Annotated in this window: 16 protein-coding genes and 1 riboswitch; of the genes, 14 read left to right on the top strand and 2 right to left on the bottom strand. The window is 61.9% G+C overall.

Features of this window, described 5'->3' with window-relative positions; all coding sequences use genetic code 11:
• Window positions 1-62 precede the first annotated feature (62 nt).
• From RL_RS23750 to RL_RS23735, 4 genes are all read left to right on the top strand, one after another.
• The gene (locus RL_RS23750) at window positions 63-590 is read left to right on the top strand and encodes a MarR family winged helix-turn-helix transcriptional regulator (RefSeq protein WP_026158935.1); all 528 of its coding nucleotides are present in this window, start codon (window positions 63-65) and stop codon (window positions 588-590) included.
• 57 nt (window positions 591-647) lie between these two features.
• The gene (locus RL_RS23745) at window positions 648-1,304 is read left to right on the top strand and encodes a thiamine diphosphokinase (RefSeq protein WP_011653961.1); all 657 of its coding nucleotides are present in this window, start codon (window positions 648-650) and stop codon (window positions 1,302-1,304) included.
• Window positions 1,305-1,307: 3 nt separating this feature from the next.
• On the top strand, window positions 1,308-3,125 hold the full coding sequence (locus RL_RS23740) for an ABC-F family ATP-binding cassette domain-containing protein (RefSeq protein ID WP_011653960.1): 1,818 nt from the start codon (window positions 1,308-1,310) through the stop codon (window positions 3,123-3,125).
• A gap of 120 nt (window positions 3,126-3,245) precedes the next feature.
• Window positions 3,246-3,875: a hypothetical protein gene (locus RL_RS23735; protein ID WP_041936513.1), complete on the top strand. Its 630-nt coding sequence runs from the start codon at window positions 3,246-3,248 to the stop codon at window positions 3,873-3,875.
• Between the two features lie 71 nt (window positions 3,876-3,946).
• On the opposite strand, the gene RL_RS23730 is transcribed toward RL_RS23735, so the two are convergent.
• The gene (locus RL_RS23730) at window positions 3,947-5,836 is read right to left on the bottom strand and encodes an ABC transporter ATP-binding protein/permease (protein ID WP_011653958.1); all 1,890 of its coding nucleotides are present in this window, start codon (window positions 5,834-5,836) and stop codon (window positions 3,947-3,949) included.
• Window positions 5,837-5,950: 114 nt separating this feature from the next.
• A riboswitch (SAM riboswitch) is annotated at window positions 5,951-6,028 on the top strand.
• A 47-nt stretch (window positions 6,029-6,075) separates the two neighbouring features.
• Between RL_RS23730 and metA the strand changes: the two genes are divergently transcribed.
• The 6 genes from metA to RL_RS23700 all read left to right on the top strand — a co-directional run bounded on the left by metA (window position 6,076) and on the right by RL_RS23700 (window position 12,110).
• A complete protein-coding gene (gene metA, locus RL_RS23725) occupies window positions 6,076-6,999 on the top strand; it encodes a homoserine O-acetyltransferase MetA (RefSeq protein ID WP_003543755.1) in 924 nt (307 codons plus the stop codon).
• 226 nt (window positions 7,000-7,225) lie between these two features.
• Window positions 7,226-8,248: an aldose epimerase family protein gene (locus RL_RS23720; protein ID WP_028742645.1), complete on the top strand. Its 1,023-nt coding sequence runs from the start codon at window positions 7,226-7,228 to the stop codon at window positions 8,246-8,248.
• Between the two features lie 163 nt (window positions 8,249-8,411).
• Window positions 8,412-9,185 carry a GntR family transcriptional regulator gene (locus tag RL_RS23715; protein ID WP_041936512.1) on the top strand — a complete coding sequence of 258 codons (774 nt, stop codon included), beginning with the start codon at window positions 8,412-8,414 and terminating at the stop codon, window positions 9,183-9,185.
• Window positions 9,182-10,213: an SIS domain-containing protein gene (locus RL_RS23710; RefSeq protein WP_011653955.1), complete on the top strand. Its 1,032-nt coding sequence runs from the start codon at window positions 9,182-9,184 to the stop codon at window positions 10,211-10,213. Before RL_RS23715 ends, RL_RS23710 begins: the two co-directional genes overlap by 4 nt.
• Entirely contained in the window at window positions 10,213-11,364 is a 1,152-nt protein-coding gene (nagA, locus tag RL_RS23705; RefSeq protein WP_011653954.1) for an N-acetylglucosamine-6-phosphate deacetylase, read from the top strand. Before RL_RS23710 ends, nagA begins: the two co-directional genes overlap by 1 nt.
• Before the next feature lie 17 nt (window positions 11,365-11,381).
• Window positions 11,382-12,110 (top strand): SIS domain-containing protein, encoded by a 729-nt coding sequence (locus RL_RS23700; protein ID WP_011653953.1) that lies wholly within the window; start codon window positions 11,382-11,384, stop codon window positions 12,108-12,110.
• A gap of 123 nt (window positions 12,111-12,233) precedes the next feature.
• Here RL_RS23700 and efp read toward each other — a convergent pair whose 3' ends face one another.
• The gene (gene efp / locus RL_RS23695; protein ID WP_011653952.1) at window positions 12,234-12,803 is read right to left on the bottom strand and encodes an elongation factor P; all 570 of its coding nucleotides are present in this window, start codon (window positions 12,801-12,803) and stop codon (window positions 12,234-12,236) included.
• A 148-nt stretch (window positions 12,804-12,951) separates the two neighbouring features.
• On the opposite strand from efp, the gene epmA reads away from it, so the two are divergent.
• The 4 genes from epmA (at window position 12,952) to RL_RS23675 (ending at window position 16,759) form a co-directional block, all read left to right on the top strand.
• Window positions 12,952-14,013 (top strand): EF-P lysine aminoacylase EpmA, encoded by a 1,062-nt coding sequence (gene epmA, locus RL_RS23690; RefSeq protein WP_011653951.1) that lies wholly within the window; start codon window positions 12,952-12,954, stop codon window positions 14,011-14,013.
• Window positions 14,010-15,062 (top strand): lysine-2,3-aminomutase-like protein, encoded by a 1,053-nt coding sequence (locus RL_RS23685; RefSeq protein WP_011653950.1) that lies wholly within the window; start codon window positions 14,010-14,012, stop codon window positions 15,060-15,062. Before epmA ends, RL_RS23685 begins: the two co-directional genes overlap by 4 nt.
• Before the next feature lie 264 nt (window positions 15,063-15,326).
• A complete protein-coding gene (locus RL_RS23680; protein WP_003543737.1) occupies window positions 15,327-15,578 on the top strand; it encodes an acyl carrier protein in 252 nt (83 codons plus the stop codon).
• Window positions 15,578-16,759 (top strand): acyl-CoA dehydrogenase family protein, encoded by a 1,182-nt coding sequence (locus RL_RS23675; RefSeq protein ID WP_011653949.1) that lies wholly within the window; start codon window positions 15,578-15,580, stop codon window positions 16,757-16,759. The genes RL_RS23680 and RL_RS23675 overlap by 1 nt, the downstream gene beginning before the upstream one ends.
• The last annotated feature ends 2 nt before the right edge of the window (window positions 16,760-16,761 follow it).

Raw genomic sequence — 16,761 nt, 5'->3', positions numbered from 1 at the left:
CAATGGCACATTAATGACATCGGCATATTCAACTTTTGAATCGGCTCTGTTATGGTCTTGTGATGAGCGACGTTCTGACCAAGACCCCTTCTGCGGAGCCGGCCGAACCGGATCGTGAAAACGTGCCGCGTATCGGCCGGAGCATGGCGCGCATGCGGCTGATGACCGGGCGGCGACTGATCGGCCGGCTCGCGATCCAGAGTGCTGCACCGGGCCTCGAGCTTTCGCATCTCGACGTACTCGATGCCGTGCGCAGGGCACAGCCTGCCGGCGAGGTCACGGTCGGCATGATCGCGGAGATGCTGCGGATCGATCCGTCACGGGCAAGCCGGGTGGTGGCCGACATGGTCGGGCGCAACGTATTGCGCCGCGAGGCCTCGCAGGCCGATGCGCGGCGGATCGTCGTCGTCATGACCGAGGTCGGCCAGGACTTGCTTGCCGAGATCGTCGCGCAGAAGCTTGCGATCATTTCCGAGATCGTTTCCGACTGGCCGCAGGAAGATGTCGAGCGTTTCGCAGCGCTTTTCGAGCGCTTCATCGGCGGCTACGAGGCGGTTTTCCTGTCGCGCGACAAGGATACGCCGGGCTGAGGCAGACGCTGGCGTTCGCCGGCCCTTCCCCTCGACCCCTCGTTTGCGCTAAGGGCAATGCCCATGAGCCAATCCACCTTCACCATTCTCCTTGGCGGCGAACTCAGCCTGACGGAGCGCCTGCGCGATGCCATCGAAGACAGCCGCTTCATTGCGGCCGATGGCGGCATGCGGCATGCGGCGGCACTCGGTATTACGCCGGAACTCTGGGTCGGTGATTTCGATTCGACGCCGGCCGATCTCGCCGATGCATTTCCCGATGTGCCGAAACAGCCTTATCCGGCAGCGAAGGCGGCGACGGACGGCGAAATCGCCGTGGCGGAAGCAATCGCGCGCGGCGCGCGGCGGCTGATCCTCGCCGGTGCGCTCGGCGGCGAACGTTCCGACCACGCGCTTCAGCATCTGCTGTCGGCCGTCAGCCTGGCGGAAGAGGGTTTCGACCTGCTGCTGACCTCGGGCAAGGAAGAGGCGGTGCCGCTGGTTGCCGGTACGATCGAACTGGACCTTCCCAAAGGCAGCCTGTTTTCCGTGCCCGGATTCAGCGAGCTGAGAGGGCTTGCCATCGAGAATGCGCGTTATCCGCTGGCAGATTTCCATCTGCCTTTCGGCTCGTCGCGCACCATTTCCAATGTTGCGGAAGGCAAGGTTCGCTTTTCGCTCCGCAGCGGCCGGGCAATCGTGCTCGCCCGGCCCTATGATCTTTCCGGAGTCTGATTTTTGGCCCCTCCCATTCTGAAACTCGACGATATCTTCCTGAGCTTTGGCGGCGCACCGCTTCTGGCGGGTGCCGGCCTGCAGATCGAGCCCGGTGACAAAATCTGTCTCGTCGGGCGCAACGGCTCGGGAAAATCGACGCTGCTGAAGATTGCCGCCGGCCTGGTCGAGGCGCAGTCCGGCGAGGTCTTCCGCCATCCGTCCTCGACGGTGCGTTATCTCGAACAGGCGCCGGATTTTGCCGGCTTCAACACGGTGCAGGCCTATGCCGAGGCCGGCCTCGGGCCGGGCGATGACCCCTATCGTGTCACCTATCTGCTGTCGCATCTCGGTCTGAGCGGCGATGAAGACCCCAGAATGCTGTCCGGTGGCGAATCGCGGCGCGCAGCTCTTGCCCGGGTTATGGCACCGGAGCCGGACATTCTTCTGCTCGACGAACCGACCAACCATCTCGACCTGCCGACCATCGAATGGCTGGAAGGCGAGCTGCAAAAGACACGCAGCGCCTTGGTGCTGATCTCGCACGACCGGCGTTTCCTCGAAAAGGTCTCGACGGCAACCGTCTGGCTCGACCGCGGCACCTCACGCCGGCTCGACAGAGGCTTTGCGCATTTCGAAACCTGGCGCGACCAGGTGCTGGAGGCCGAGGAGCTGGAGCAGCACAAGCTCGGCAAGTCGATCGAGCGCGAGGAGCACTGGCTGCGCTACGGCGTCACGGCGCGGCGCAAGCGGAACATGCGCCGTCTCGGCGAGCTGCAGACGATGCGCTCGAACTATCGCGGCCACAAGGGGCCGCAGGGCACGGTGCAGGCGACGGTTTCTGACGCGCAGGAATCCGGCAAGCTGGTGATCGAGGCAGATAAAATCACCAAGAGCTTCGGCGAGCGGGCAATCGTCACGCCGTTTTCGATCCGCGTGCATCGCGGCGACTGCATTGGTCTGGTCGGGCCGAACGGCGCCGGCAAGACGACGCTGCTGAAGATGCTGACCGGGCAGCTTTCACCCGATAGCGGCATCGTCAAGCTCGGCACCAATCTGGAGATTGCGACGCTCGACCAGAAACGCGAGGATCTCGACCCCGAGGATACGCTTGCCAACTATCTGACGGATGGGCGCGGCGAAAACCTGCTCGTCAACGGCGAGCAGCGCCATGTCACCGGCTACATGAAGGAATTCCTGTTCCAGCCGGAACAGGCGCGTACGCCGATCAGAAACCTCTCCGGCGGCGAACGCGCCCGGCTGATGCTGGCGCGCATCCTTTCGCGCCCGACGAACCTCTTGATCCTCGACGAGCCGACCAACGATCTCGATATCGAAACGCTCGATCTCTTGCAGGAGATTGTCGCCGGCTTTCCCGGCACCGTCATTCTCGTCAGCCACGACCGCGATTTCCTCGACCGCACCGTAACCTCGACGATCGCACCCGCTGTGCCGGATGCGCCTGATGGTCGCTGGATCGAATATGCCGGCGGCTACTCGGACATGCTTGTACAGCGCAAGGGCGCGCTCGAGGAGCGTAAGAGGGCCGAGAAGGCGGCGGAGAAGCCGAAGACGCAGCAAGCAACAGCTTCAGGCAGCTCGAAGGTCAAGCTCTCCTTCAAGCAGAAATTCGCACTGGAAAACCTGCCAAAGGAAATGGCGAAGGCCGAAGCCGAAATCGCCAAGCGCGAACAGGTGATGGCAGATCCCAATCTTTTCACGCGCGATCCCGCAGCCTTCAACCGGCTTGCCGGCGAGATGGAAAAACTGCGCGCTAGCCTGACTGACATGGAAGAGGAGTGGCTGGAGCTCGAAATGCTGCGGGAAGAGCTGGAAGGCTGAGATTTTCTCAGACCTGAAGGCTCACTTTTCCTTGATTCGTCAGTGTGTCGTCCTGCGGCATAAGGTGCCGTCCGGCAGCCGGGGATATTGCCGATCGCAATGGCGACAAGGAAAAGTCATATGTTTCGCAAGCCTCATCCCCGTTTTCTCACAGCACTTACTGCCGGCAGCCTCGTTGCGCTTGCCCTGTCTCAAGCCGCACAGGCGCAGGATGCCCAGCGCATTCGTGTTCGCGGCGCAATCGAAAGCCTCAGTGGCGATACGCTGGTCGTCAAGACGCGCGAGGGCAGCGAGGCGACGGTCGCGCTGAAAGCCGGCTGGAAGGTCGGCGGCATCAAAAAAGCTTCCGTCGAGGATATCAAGCCCGGCGATTTCGTCGGCGTCGCTTCACTTCCGAAGGGCACGGGCCCGGACGGGGCGATCGAGGTGCTGATCTTTCCGGCGTCGATGAAAGGAACCGGTGAGGGCAACCGTCCCTGGGATGCGCAGCCGAACAGCCAGATGACCAACGCGACGGTCAGCAACGCCGTCAAGTCCGTCGACGGCCACACGATCACGCTGACCTATCAGGGCAAGGAAAAGACCATCACGATTGCCGATGGCACGCCGATCGTGACGTTGGCGCCTGCGACCAAGGATGATCTGAAGGCCGGCGCCGGCGTCGTCGTCACCGGCGAGAAGGCGGCGGACGGCAGCATCTCGGCCAGCCAGATCGCCGTCGGCCTCAACGGCATCACGCCGCCGATGTGATCAGCGGCTCAAATCCTTGTCTTATGCATGCCGTCATCCCGAAACCGCTCCACACCTTTGGGCGGCATGCATTAGAGCGCCGGCGCGGGCACGGCGGCAGCGCCGGCACTGGCGCTGGCGCCGGTCTGGACGGCAGGCGGCTCCTCGGATGCTGACGGCAGCGCCTGCAGATGCAGCACGCGCGGCTTCAGCGCCTCGAGATAGGCCTCGGAGCGGCCGATATAGATCATGCCGCTTTCGGGCATCGAGGTGAGCAGTTTGGCCATTGTTTCCTGCAATTCCGGCTCCATGCCTTCCAGCACTTCGTCGAAGATGATCCAGCGCGGGCGCACGAGAAGCAGCCGGGCAAATCCGATCGCTTTCTGCTGGTCGCTGTCGAGCAGCTTGTCCCAACGGGCGCGGGTTTCGAGCCTTGCGATCAGCGAATGGAGACCAACCTTGTCGAGGGCCGCCTCGACGTCGGCTTTCTCGTAGGCTTCGGGACGTTCGGGAAAGGCCAGCGCCTCGCGCAGTGAGCCGCCGGGGACATAGGCGAGCTGAGGAACGAAGAGCATGTCGTCGATCGGCGGCAGGCCTATCGTGCCGCTGCCGCACGGCCAGAGGCCGGCCATCGCCTGGAAGAGCAGCTTGCGATTGACGCTGTGATCGCCGTTGATCATGATTTTTTCGCCGGCTTTGATCACGACATTGGTTTCACGCAGACGGAAACCGCCGCATTCCTCGATGTCTTCGCCGATCTTGGCGACGATCACCACGTCCTTCAGCGTCAGCGTATCGGGCGCGGCGTTTTCATAGGCGATGCTGTCCTTCAGGTCGAAGTCCTCTTCCATCTCGACCAGCGCCTGGCGGAAATCGGTGACGCGCATCAGCGTGGCGCGCCATTCGGCGATCGGGCCGAAATTGGACACATACCAGCGCAGCGCCGTGTTGACCTGGTTGAAGGCACCGACGGACATCATCAGCTGGCCGAGGGTGAGTCCGCCGGAGAAATAGGCGGGGGCGGCAACGATGATCGGAATGACGATCACCAGCCAGCCATAGCCGGCCGAAACCCAGGTGAGATTGGTATTGGCCATGGCAAGCCGCTTGACGACTGTCAGGACCGAGCTGATATCGGTGTTGATGCGCCGACGCTCGTTCTCCTCGCCGCGGGCAACGGTAATTGCCGGCATGTTCTCATTGGCATGCATCAGCGTGAAGCGAAGCTCGGCTTCTTTCGAAAAACGGTCGGCATTGAGCTTCACCAGCTTGCGCCCGACGACCTGGCTCAGCACCGAGGCGGAAGCGGCATAGAAAATCGCCGCCCAGACCATGTAGCCCGGAATGGAGAAGCTGTGGCCGCTGATGCGGAAGATGAAGCCGCTCGAAAGCTCCCAGAGCACGCCGATGAAGCTCACCAGGAGAATGGTCGACTGCAGCAGGCCGAGAACCAGTCCTGTCGTGCTTTCGGCGAGGTTGCGGGAATCCTCGTGCAGGCGCTGGTCCGGATTGACTCCGATCAGGCCGCTGGAGGCGAGCCGCAGCGCCCGCTTGCGCTTCAGCCACTGGTCGACCAGATCGCGCGACAAGCCTTCGCGCATATAGAGCGCGGTCATCTGGTTCAGCCAGGCCTGCAGCACGTTGAGCAGCAGCAGCGTGCCGGCGATCATCGCGAAGATTTCGAGCTGGTGGAAGAATTCGCCGAGGTCGCGGCGCTCCAGCGAGTCGTAGAAAGGAGCATTCCACTCGTTCAAAATCACCTGGCCGTAGGACGTCGCCAGGATAACGAGGATCAGCACGGTCGCCAGAAACAGCACCCTGCCACGCACTTCCGAATTCCAGAATGCTGAGAACATGACGCCGAGGCGATATGTCAGGCTTAAATCATACCCTACCCTATCCTGCCTCCGGATGCCCGGCCTCCTCTCGATCTTATCTGCCATTACGCTTTTCCAAATCGCCCATGCCCCTATAAATAACATGGTGGCGTTACCGGTCTATCAACAGATTCTATCAGTCATTAAAGTGTGATGATGCTTGCATGAGTCTCCCCTGCATGTATTCGCCAGTTGATTCGCAATCAGACTGGGTCTAATTAAGGCCTCCGTGGTGATTTGGCCGGCCGGCTTGCAGCCACGTTAAAAAAGTCGCTAAAGGGCCGCGTGCGGACCGGTAGCGATTTTTGTCGCCGCCGGTTTTTGTTTTTGATCGAGTGACCGCAATGCCCATCAAGATCCCCGATACGCTGCCCGCCTTCGAAACCCTGGTTCAGGAGGGTGTGCGGGTGATGACCGAGACGTTGGCGATCCGTCAGGATATCCGACCGTTGCAGATCGGGCTGCTCAACCTCATGCCGAACAAGATCAAGACCGAACTGCAGATGGCCCGTCTCGTCGGCGCCTCGCCGCTGCAGGTGGAACTGTCGCTTATCCGTATCGGCGGCCACAAGGCGAAGAATACCTCCGAGGACCATCTGCTTGCCTTCTACCAAACCTGGGAAGAGGTAAAGCACCGCAAGTTCGACGGCTTCATCATCACCGGGGCGCCGATCGAGCTTTTGCCCTATGAGGACGTCACCTATTGGCCGGAGATGCAGGAGATTCTCGACTGGACGGAAACGAATGTCCATTCGACGATGAACGTCTGCTGGGGCGCGATGGCGGCGGTCTATCATTTTCACGGCGTTCCGAAATACGAGCTGAAAGAGAAGGCCTTCGGGGTCTACCGCCACCGGAACCTGAAGCCTTCCTCGATCTATCTCAACGGCTTTTCCGACAATTTCGAAGTGCCGGTGTCGCGCTGGACCGAAGTGCGCCGCGCCGATATCGAGAAATCCGAAAGCCTGGAGATCCTGATGGAGTCCAGCGAAATGGGCGTCTGCCTCGTGCATGAGAAGAGGGGCCGGCGGCTCTACATGTTCAACCATGTCGAATATGATTCCACCTCGCTTTCCGACGAGTATTTCCGCGACGTCAATGCCGGGGTGCCGATCAAGATGCCGCACAATTACTTCCCGCATAACGATCCGGCGCTTGCGCCGCAGAACCGCTGGCGCAGCCATGCGCATCTCCTGTTCGGCAACTGGATCAACGAAATCTACCAGACGACGCCCTTTGATGTGGAAGAGATCGGTACCGATCTCTGACCGTTGCCGATCAACCCGCGAGCCGATGCCGCCGCATCACTGCTGCGGCTTTTCTTTCTGATCCGCCGGTTGCGGATCGAAGCAAATCCGGGCAGGTTCCTGCCCTGAAGCCTACCACACCGCGCGTCTTCGTCGGACGTGCAATGCACACTTTGAATCGCTGCAAATTCCTCAAATCGATTCCGAATTGAGGAATTTTCAGCAGGGACAGAATGGACGGTCGATCATGTCGGATAAGTTGGAGCGGGACGTTTTCGGGCAGACGCAGGCGGGCGAGACCGTCTATCGCGTCGTGATCAAGGGCGGCGGGCTGACGGCCAAGATCATCAGCTGGGGCGCGGTCATCCAGGATCTGCGTCTCGAGGGACATGATGCGCCGCTGCAGCTCGGCTTCGACGATTTCGACAGCTATCTCCTTTATTCGTCCTACTTCGGCGCGACGCCCGGCCGCTGCGCCAACCGCGTCGGCGGCGGCAGGTTCACGCTTGACGGCAAGGACTATCAGCTCGAGCCGAATGAAAACGGCGTCACGCATCTGCATGGCGGCAGCGACAATATCGCCAAACGCAATTGGACGATCGTCGAGCATGACGTCGACCGCGTGGTGCTGAAGATCGTCGATCCCGATGGCCGCGCCGGCTATCCCGGCAATTGCACCATCCAGGCGACTTTCCGGGTGCATGGCAATGGTGAACTGTCGATCACCTACGAATCGACCAGCGACCAGCCGACGCTCGCCAATGTCTGCCAGCACGCCTATTTCAATCTCGACGGCCGCGAAGATGCGCTTGGCCATGACATCATGATTGCCGCCGATCACTATCTGCCGACCGATGAGAAGCAGGTGCCGACCGGCGAGATCCGTCCCGTCGAGGGCACGGAATTCGATTTCCGCGAGATGGCGCCGATGAAGCGTTTCGTCGGCAGCCAACAAGCGTTTTACGACCATAATTTCTGCCTGTCGGGTGAGCGTACCGCCAAGCGGAGCGTCGCGCTTGCTCGCAGCCTGTATTCCGGTGTGTCACTGGAGGTGCGCAGCACGGAGCCAGGCGTGCAGTTCTATGCCGGCTTCAAGCTCGATGTCGCGGCCCCCGGCATCGGCGGGCGCAAATACGGCCCATTCGCCGGCTTCTGCCTGGAGACGCAGATCTGGCCGGATGCCATCAATCACCAAGGTTTTCCGAATGCAGTCCTGCGTCCCGGCGAAGTGCTGCGCCAGGAGACGGATTATATCTTCACCAAGAACTGAGCATCCTCCAGCGCCGCGCGTTTCTAAACGCGCGGCGCTGTCGACGCGCGGCTGTCAAATTTGAGCGTTATGAAACCCTTGCCGGTCCGCCGGCGAGGGTTTTTTCTTTCTGCGCTCGATTCTGTCTTGCCGATTGGTTCTATATAGGTTCTATTGTGTGCCCATGGATAGAACCAGTCTGATAGCGGAACTGAACAGCCGCGGCCTGCGTGACGAGGCGCTGACCGGGCCGCTCTACAAGCGGCTGGCGCAGACGCTGACCGGCCTCATTCAGGAAGGGCTGCTGAAGCCCGGCACCGCACTGCCGGGCGAGCGCGACCTTGCCGAGGCTTTGAAGCTTGGCCGTGTCACCGTGCGCACCGCCTATCGCGACCTGATGGCATCCGGCGCACTGGAATCGCGCCACGGAAGCGGTACTTTCGTATCGAGCAGGGTGGAACGCATGGAACAGTCGCTCTGGCGGCTTTCTTCCTTCTCCGCCGACATGCGTTCGCGCGGGCGTCTGCCGGCCGCACGGATATTGTCGCGGGCGGTCAATACGCCGTCGCCGGAGGAATCCTTCCTGCTCGGTCTCGGCGGCGACGAGCCGGTGCTGAGGCTCGACCGCTTGCGCCTTGCCGACGGCCTGCCGCTGGCGATCGAACGCGCCGTGGTGCCGATCAAGTTCCTGGGGCACGATGCCGGCGGCGAGGGATCGCTTTACGATGCGTTGACGGCCAGCGGCCACAAGCCTGTGCGCGCGCTGCAGCGGCTGACGGCGGTCACGCTCGACCCGTCCTCCGCCGCGATCCTGAACGTCAAATCAGGCGCGCCGGCGCTTCTGATCGAACGTGTGTCGCGCCTGGAAGACCAACGCGTCGTCGAATATACCCGCTCGCATTATCGCGGCGATGCCTATGATTTCGTTGCCGAATTGAGAATCGGAGATGACCTATGAATGACAACCAATCACTGATGCTGCAGGAAGCCGGCCAATCGCCCGAGGTGGTGGCCACGCTGCTCGAAAAGGAAAAACCGGTCTTTGCCGAGATCGCCCGGCTGTTTTCGTCCGCTCGCCCGAGCGTGGTGACGACGGCGGCGCGCGGCTCCTCGGACCACGCCGCCACCTTTTTCAAATATCTCTTCGAGATCACCTGCGGCCTTCCGGTCGCCTCGGTCGGCCCGTCGATCGCTTCCGTCTATGGTGCGGCGCTGCACCTGAAGGGCGGTGTCCACTTCACCGTCTCGCAGTCGGGTGCCAGCCCCGACATCGTCGCGCTGCAGGATGCGGCGAAGAAGGGCGGAGCGACGACGATCGCCGTCGTCAACGTCACCGACAGCCCGCTTGCGAAGCAGGCCGATATTGTTCTCGGTCTCAATGCCGGCGCGGAAAAGAGTGTTGCGGCGACAAAATCCTTCATCGCCTCGGTTGCAGCCCTTTCCGGGGTAACGGCTGCCATCGGCGGTGCGTCCGATCTGCAGGCCGCGCTCGGCAAGCTGCCGGAGGCGCTGTCGGCGACCGCCGGCATCGACACGGCGGCAGCCGAGGAGGTGCTCTTCAACGCGACCTCGCTTTATACGGCCGGCCGCGGCCCAGCCTTCGCGATCGCGCTCGAAGCGGCGCTGAAGACCAAGGAAACCTCCGGCCTGCATGCCGAAGCCTTTTCGCTGGCGGAACTGATGCATGGCCCCATGCGCCTGGTACAGCCGGGCTTCCCGATCGTCGCCTTTGCGCCCGATGATGCGGCCTTCGCCAACAATGTCCAGGCGTTGGAACGCCTGCAGAAACTCGGCGCCACCACCGTCGGCTTCTCGACTCAGCCGCTCTCCGGCGTCCATCTGCGCGTGCCGACGACGGGCAACGGCCTCGTCGATCCACTGGTGTCGCTGCTCGTCTATTACCGGCTGATCGAGTCGGTGACGCGCCGCAAGGGCTTCGACCCCGACAAGCCGGCAAACCTGCTCAAGGTGACGGAGACGGTCTGATGGGACGTAAGATCTTCCTCGGCGCCCGCATATTCGACGGCGAGCGCTTCCATGACGACAAAGCCCTCATCGTTGCCGGCGGCCGCGTCGAAGCGATCGTTGCAAGAAATGATCTGCCGGAAGGCGAAGTGGTAACGTTTGCCGGCGGTGTTCTGTCGGCCGGCTTCATCGATGCGCAGGTCAATGGCGGCGCCGGGCGGATGCTGAACGACGAGCCTTCCGTTGCCTCGATGGACATTATCGCCGGCGGGCACCGGCCCTATGGCACGACGTCGCTGCTGCCGACGCTGATCACCGATACATCAGAGGCCTCCATTGCCGCCATCGAGGCGGCCAAGGAGGCAGTGAAAATGAACCGCGGCGTCGCCGGCCTGCATCTGGAAGGCCCGCATCTGGCGCCTGCGCGCAAGGGCGCGCATCTGGCCGAACTGATGCGGCCGGTGGAGGACCGCGATGTCAAGGCTTTCATCCGGGCGCGCGAGGCGATCGGCACGCTGCTCGTCACCATGGCCGCCGAGCAGGTGACGGTTGCCCAGGTGCGTGAGCTTGCGGAAGCTGGCGTCACCGTCAGCATCGGCCATTCCGATTGTTCGAGCGAGGCGGCGGAAGAACGTTTCGATGCCGGCGCGCGGGGCGTCACGCACCTCTTCAACGCCATGAGCCAGTTGGGACACCGGGCGCCCGGTCTCGTCGGCGCGGCGATCGATCATCCTTCGACCTGGTGCGGCATCATCGCCGACGGCCATCATGTCGATCCGAAGGCCCTGCGCACGGCGCTGCGCGCCAAACGCGGCGAAGGCAAACTGTTTTTCGTCACCGACGCGATGTCGCTCGTCGGGTCGGAAAAGGACTCGTTCACGCTGAACGGGCGCACCGTCCGGCGCGAAAGGGGCGGATTCTGCTCGAAGCTGGTGCTGTCCGACGGCACGCTGGCCGGTTCCGACGTCGACATGATCTCGACGATCCGTTACGGCGTCACCTATCTCGACCTGACGCTCGCCGAGGCCTTGCGTATGGCGACCCTTTATCCGGCCCGGTTCCTCCGGCTTGGCGATCGCGGCCATCTCTCGCCGGGCGCGCGTGCCGATCTCGTGCATCTCACCGATGCGCTTGCCGTCACCGCCACCTGGCTCAGCGGCGAAGCGGCCTGAAATCAAGGATAAGCCGGATGACCGACATTACCGATGCCTATTTCTCCAACCTTATCGGTCGGCTGGAAGAATTGAAGCAGACGCTTGCCGAGCCGATGGCGCAGGCAGCAGCCGTCATCCTCGATGCTGCCCACGGCGATAAGCGCGTCTATGTCTTCGGCACCGGCCATTCGCATATGCTGGCGGAAGAGGTGCACTATCGTGCCGGCGGGCTCGCCTTCACCGTGCCGGTCCTCGTCGGCTCGGCCATGCTGCATGAGGGCGCGGTCATCAGTTCGGTCTATGAGCGCACGCAAGGCCTGGTGCGGCCGATGCTGGAGCGTTACGGCATGCAGCCGGGCGATGTCATCATCATCGCCTCCAATTCGGGCGTGAACGCCGCGCCGATCGAGGCAGCCGACTATTCGCGCGAAATCGGCGCAAAGGTGATTGCCATCACGTCGATCGCCTATTCCTCAGCGATCGCTAATGGCCGCCGGCGGCTTGCCGACGTGGCCGATGTGGTGCTCGACAACGGGCTGCCACCGGGTGACGCCGTTATCGATCTCGAAGGCACAGGGCTTCGGGTTGGGCCAGTCTCGACGGCGGTCGGGGTCACGGTCATCAATGCGATCTTCGCGGAAGTCGCCTCGGAGCTTTCGAAATCCGGCGATGCGCCAATTTATCTCAGCGCCAACATGCCGGGCGCTGCCGAGATCAACCAGAAGCTCGTCAAGAAATACCGGCCGCGCAACCCGCATCTCTAAAGCATGTCGCGCAAAAGTGTGCCGCGGTTTTCGGACGACATCATGCTGTGATTATTTAATTGAGACGGCGGATACAAAAAAAGGCCGGCGTGAGCCGGCCTGTTCGATAGGCTGAAACCAGGATCAGTCCTTGGCGCGTTCGACGTAGGAATTGTCTTCCGTGGCGATGACGACACGGGTGCCGGCATTGATGTGCGGCGGCACCATGGCGCGCACGCCGTTCGACAGTATCGCCGGCTTGTAGGAGGACGATGCCGTCTGGCCCTTGACGACCGGTTCCGTCTCCATGATTTCGAGCGTGACATGGCGCGGCAGTTGGAGCGCCAGCGCAATACCTTCATGCATCGAGAGGATGCAGGACATGCCTTCCTGCAGATAAGCCTTGTCGTCACCCATCGTGTCGACATCGACGACGACCTGATCGTAGCTCGACGGGTTCATGAAGTGGAAGCCTTCGCCGTCTTCATAGAGAAACTGGAAGGAGACGTCTTCGACGAAGGCGCGCTCGACCTGTTCGGTGGTGCGCCAGCGCTCGGAAACCTTCACGCCGTCGACGATGCGGCGCATGTCGACCTGGGTGACCGGCGTGCCCTTGCCCGGATGAAAGTTCTGGGCGGTGAGAACGACGTAGAGCTTGCCGTCGACATCGAGAACGTTGCCCTTGCGGACCGAAGAGGCGATGACCTTGACCATAAGACTTCCTTGTAACTCGGCTTTCGGCGTCGTAGATGACTGTCGAGACGCCCCGAAGACGCAAATGTTTTTCTTTGGGGCGCAACTAACCTAAAATCCGGGAAATAGCCACCCCCCATACCGGCTTCTCCGGCGAAGAAAGCTTGGAATGAACTCTTCGGCGAAAGCGTCCCCCTGGTGGACCCCGTCCGTGCATGCCGACCGCCGTCCGTTCCTGATCGGACGTAATGCGATCCAGGCGGCGTTGCGCGGGTTTTTCGCGCGCGAGGATTTTATCGAGGTGGATACGGCGGTGCTGCAGGTCTCTCCCGGCAACGAGGCGCATCTGCATGCCTTCGCAACGGAAGCGCTGACGACGGATGGGCAAAAGGCGCCGTTCTACCTGCACACCTCGCCGGAATTTGCCTGCAAGAAGCTGCTTGCGGCGGGCGAGGAGCGCATCTCGTGTTTTGCCCATGTCTATCGCAACCGCGAGCGCGGGCCGCTGCATCATCCTGAGTTCACCATGCTCGAATGGTATCGGGCCGGCGAAAGCTACGAGAGCCTGATGATGGATTGCGTGCGGATCCTGGCGCTTGCGACTGAGACGGTAAAGACCGGGAAGCTTGCCTATCGCGGCGCCGAGAGCGACCCCTTTGCCGGGCCGGAGCGGATCAGCGTTGCCGAAGCGTTCGAGCGTCATGCCGGCATCGATCTTCTCGCCTCCGTTGCCGCCGACGGTTCGACCGACCGCGACCATCTGGCGGCCGAGACGAAGCGCGTCGGCATGCGTGTTGCCGATGACGATGGCTGGGCCGATCTCTTCAGCCGGGTGCTGGTCGAAAAGATCGAACCGCGTCTCGGTTTCGGCTGCATCACCATCCTCGACGAATATCCGATTTCGGAGGCAGCCCTTGCCCGTCCCTCGGCACACGACCCCAGGGTTGCCGAGCGTTTCGAGCTCTATGCCTGCGGCGTCGAGCTTGCCAATGGCTTCGGCGAACTCACCAACGCTGCCGAACAGCGGCGACGGTTCGAGATCGAGATGGCCGAGAAGGCGCGGGTCTACGGCGAGACCTATCCGATCGACGAGGATTTCCTCGCCGCGCTGCCGCTGATGCCTGAGGCAAGCGGTATCGCGCTCGGCTTCGACCGGTTGGTGATGCTGGCGACGGGAGCATCACGCATCGACCAGGTGCTCTGGGCGCCGGTGGCGGAGTATGGAAGATGAATGTCGTCAAACCGATCAAGAGCGTCGACGATCTTATGAAGGCGGGGCTGGTCGCGCCTGCCGATCGCGTAGCGCTCGAGGAGGTGGCGGCGCGTTACGCCGTTGCGCTGACGCCTGCGATCAGCAAGCTCATTGATCGAGCCGATCCCGATGATCCGATCGCTCGGCAATTCGTGCCCGATGCAGCCGAACTCACGATCGCCCCGGAAGAACGCGCCGATCCGATCGGCGATCATGCCCACAGCCCCGTCGAAGGCATCGTTCACCGCTATCCCGATCGTGTGTTGCTCAAGGCCGTGCACGTCTGCCCGGTCTATTGCCGCTTCTGCTTCCGGCGCGAAATGGTAGGGCCACAGGGCCTCGGCACGCTCGATGCGGCGGCGATGCAGGCCGCCTTCGATTATATCCACAGTGATGAGGAGATCTGGGAGGTCATCCTCACCGGCGGCGATCCGCTGGTTCTTTCCTCGCGCCGGCTCGGCGAGATCATGGAGGCGCTTGCCGGCATCACGCATGTGAAGATCATCAGGTTTCACACGCGTGTTCCGGTCGTCGACCCCGAAAAGATCGATGCGGCGCTGATCGCCGCGCTGAAGGCGAGCGGCAAGACGGTCTATATCGCGCTGCACGCCAACCATGTCCGCGAACTGACGCCGGAAGCGCGGGCCGCCTGCGCCCGCCTCGTCGATGCCGGCATCGCCATGGTCAGCCAGTCGGTGCTGCTCAAGGGTGTCAATGACGATCCCGACGTGCTGGCGAAGCTGATGAAGGCCTTTGTCGAAATCCGCGTCAAACCCTATTATCTGCATCATCCGGATCTGGCGCCTGGCACCAGTCATTTCAGAGTGACGATCGAGGAGGGGCAGGAGATCGTCGCGGCGCTGCGCGGCCGGATTTCCGGTCTCTGCCAGCCGGCCTACATCCTCGATATCCCAGGCGGTCACGGCAAGGCCGTCATCAGCGGAAGCGCGATGCGGGCGACAGGCGACGGATGTTATACCGTCACCGATTATCGCGGCGGCGAGCATTCCTATCCGCCGGCCGATTGAGACAAAACGTGGCGTATTGCGTGTCATTTCTGTACTCGCCACGCCAGAAACCAGAGTGTGTCGCAGTATCGAAATTACCTTAAGCCATTGATTTAAGGTGGTTGTTTACGACGGTGCGGGAATGACCGCTAAAATCCTAACTATGAGGCTCAGTCATATTTAACTCAATAAATTAGCGGAATGTTCTGTTTTCCGCACTAAAAGAACGCTCATGACAAGGCGATGAACGCCGGTTCGGGATCATGAGAATCTTGGAGTGATGGGATGAATAAGGCAATCCGCGACCTCGTAGCCAAATTCGGCAAGCTTCCTGGGTCGATCGACCAGGTCGCCGACGACGCCGATCTTTATGCGGCAGGTTTGACGTCCTTTGCTTCTGTGCAGTTGATGCTTGGCCTCGAAGAGGCCTTCGACATCGAATTCCCCGACAATCTCCTGAACCGCAAATCCTTCGCGAGCATCTCGGCCATCGCCAGGACCGTCGATCTGATCCGGGACAGCCGGAAGGTCGCCTGATGAATTTCCCAGTCAAGATCATGCAGGACGGTCTTGTCACAAGGGTGGCCCGTGTCGCCGAAATCGCGGCGAAACACGCGGATACCGTTGATGCCGAGGCCCGCTTCCCTCGGGAAGCCGTCGATGCGATGAAGGCCGAAAGGCTGCTCGGCATCCAGGTGCCGCGCCATCTCGGTGGCGAATCCGCCTCGATCACCGAGATCGCCGAATTGTGCTCGATGCTCGGCCAGGCCTGCGCCGCAAGCGCCATGGTCTTCGCCATGCACCACATCAAGCTGTCGAGCCTCGTTGAACATGGCGCCGACAGCGAGTGGCATCGCGGTCTCATGCGCCGCACCGCCGCCGAACAGCTGCTGATCGCATCCGCCACCACCGAAGGCGGTATCGGTGGAAATCTGCGCAACAGCATCTGTGCGGTCGAGGTCGATGGCGACACGTGCCGCCTCGAAAAGGATGCGACCGTCATTTCCTATGGCTCGCATGCCGACGCCATCCTTATCACTTCGCGTGCCCACGCGCAGGCGGCTTCCTCCGATCAGGTGCTGACCGCCTTCCTCAAGGACCAGTACACGCTCGAGAAAACGCATGTCTGGAATACGCTCGGCATGCGCGGAACCTGCTCCGACGGTTTCCTGTTCAAGGGCGAAGCGCCGGCTTGCCAGATCCTGCCGAAGCCTTTCGCGGAGATCGCGGCGCAATCCATGCTCGCCTCCTCGCACCTCTTATGGAGCGGCGTCTGGTACGGCATCGCCGTCGACGCCGTTGTGCGCGCCCAGGCTTTCGTGCGTGCCGCAGCCCGCAAGGCGCCGGATGCCCAGCCGCCGGGCGCACTGCGCCTCGCCGAGGTCTCGACCCTGCTGCAAATGGTGAAATCCAACGTGGTTGCCGGCCTCAAGGCCTATGAGGATGCCAAGGTTGACGCCGACAGGCTGTCGTCAATGGGCTTTGCCGTGGCGATGAACAACGTCAAAATCGCCTCGTCCGAGATGATCCTGGAGATCGTCAACCATGCCATGCTGATCTGCGGCATCATGGGCTACAAGAACGGCACGCCCTTCAGCCTCGGACGCCATCTGCGCGACGCGCATTCCGCACAGCTCATGATTTCGAATGACCGCATCCTCGGCAACACGTCGAGCATGCTTCTTGTCCATAAGCAGGACACTAGCCTACTGGGGTGACA

The organism is Rhizobium johnstonii 3841 (genome assembly GCF_000009265.1).
GTDB lineage: Bacteria > Pseudomonadota > Alphaproteobacteria > Rhizobiales > Rhizobiaceae > Rhizobium > Rhizobium acaciae.
Note: the sequence above shows the minus strand (reverse complement) of the source record. Positions and strands in the feature narration are given on the sequence as shown.

What these genes read in the sequence shown, in the direction of transcription:
- RL_RS23750 (WP_026158935.1), top strand. Translation starts at nt 63, where the DNA reads ATGAGCGACGTTCTGACCAAGACCCCTTCTGCGGAGCCGGCCGAACCG.
- RL_RS23745 (WP_011653961.1), top strand. Translation starts at nt 648, where the DNA reads ATGCCCATGAGCCAATCCACCTTCACCATTCTCCTTGGCGGCGAACTC.
- RL_RS23735 (WP_041936513.1), top strand. Translation starts at nt 3,246, where the DNA reads ATGTTTCGCAAGCCTCATCCCCGTTTTCTCACAGCACTTACTGCCGGC.
- RL_RS23730 (WP_011653958.1), bottom strand. Translation starts at nt 5,836, where the DNA reads ATGTTATTTATAGGGGCATGGGCGATTTGGAAAAGCGTAATGGCAGAT.
- metA (WP_003543755.1), top strand. Translation starts at nt 6,076, where the DNA reads ATGCCCATCAAGATCCCCGATACGCTGCCCGCCTTCGAAACCCTGGTT.
- RL_RS23720 (WP_028742645.1), top strand. Translation starts at nt 7,226, where the DNA reads ATGTCGGATAAGTTGGAGCGGGACGTTTTCGGGCAGACGCAGGCGGGC.
- RL_RS23715 (WP_041936512.1), top strand. Translation starts at nt 8,412, where the DNA reads ATGGATAGAACCAGTCTGATAGCGGAACTGAACAGCCGCGGCCTGCGT.
- RL_RS23710 (WP_011653955.1), top strand. Translation starts at nt 9,182, where the DNA reads ATGAATGACAACCAATCACTGATGCTGCAGGAAGCCGGCCAATCGCCC.
- nagA (WP_011653954.1), top strand. Translation starts at nt 10,213, where the DNA reads ATGGGACGTAAGATCTTCCTCGGCGCCCGCATATTCGACGGCGAGCGC.
- RL_RS23700 (WP_011653953.1), top strand. Translation starts at nt 11,382, where the DNA reads ATGACCGACATTACCGATGCCTATTTCTCCAACCTTATCGGTCGGCTG.
- efp (WP_011653952.1), bottom strand. Translation starts at nt 12,803, where the DNA reads ATGGTCAAGGTCATCGCCTCTTCGGTCCGCAAGGGCAACGTTCTCGAT.
- epmA (WP_011653951.1), top strand. Translation starts at nt 12,952, where the DNA reads ATGAACTCTTCGGCGAAAGCGTCCCCCTGGTGGACCCCGTCCGTGCAT.
- RL_RS23685 (WP_011653950.1), top strand. Translation starts at nt 14,010, where the DNA reads ATGAATGTCGTCAAACCGATCAAGAGCGTCGACGATCTTATGAAGGCG.
- RL_RS23680 (WP_003543737.1), top strand. Translation starts at nt 15,327, where the DNA reads ATGAATAAGGCAATCCGCGACCTCGTAGCCAAATTCGGCAAGCTTCCT.
- RL_RS23675 (WP_011653949.1), top strand. Translation starts at nt 15,578, where the DNA reads ATGAATTTCCCAGTCAAGATCATGCAGGACGGTCTTGTCACAAGGGTG.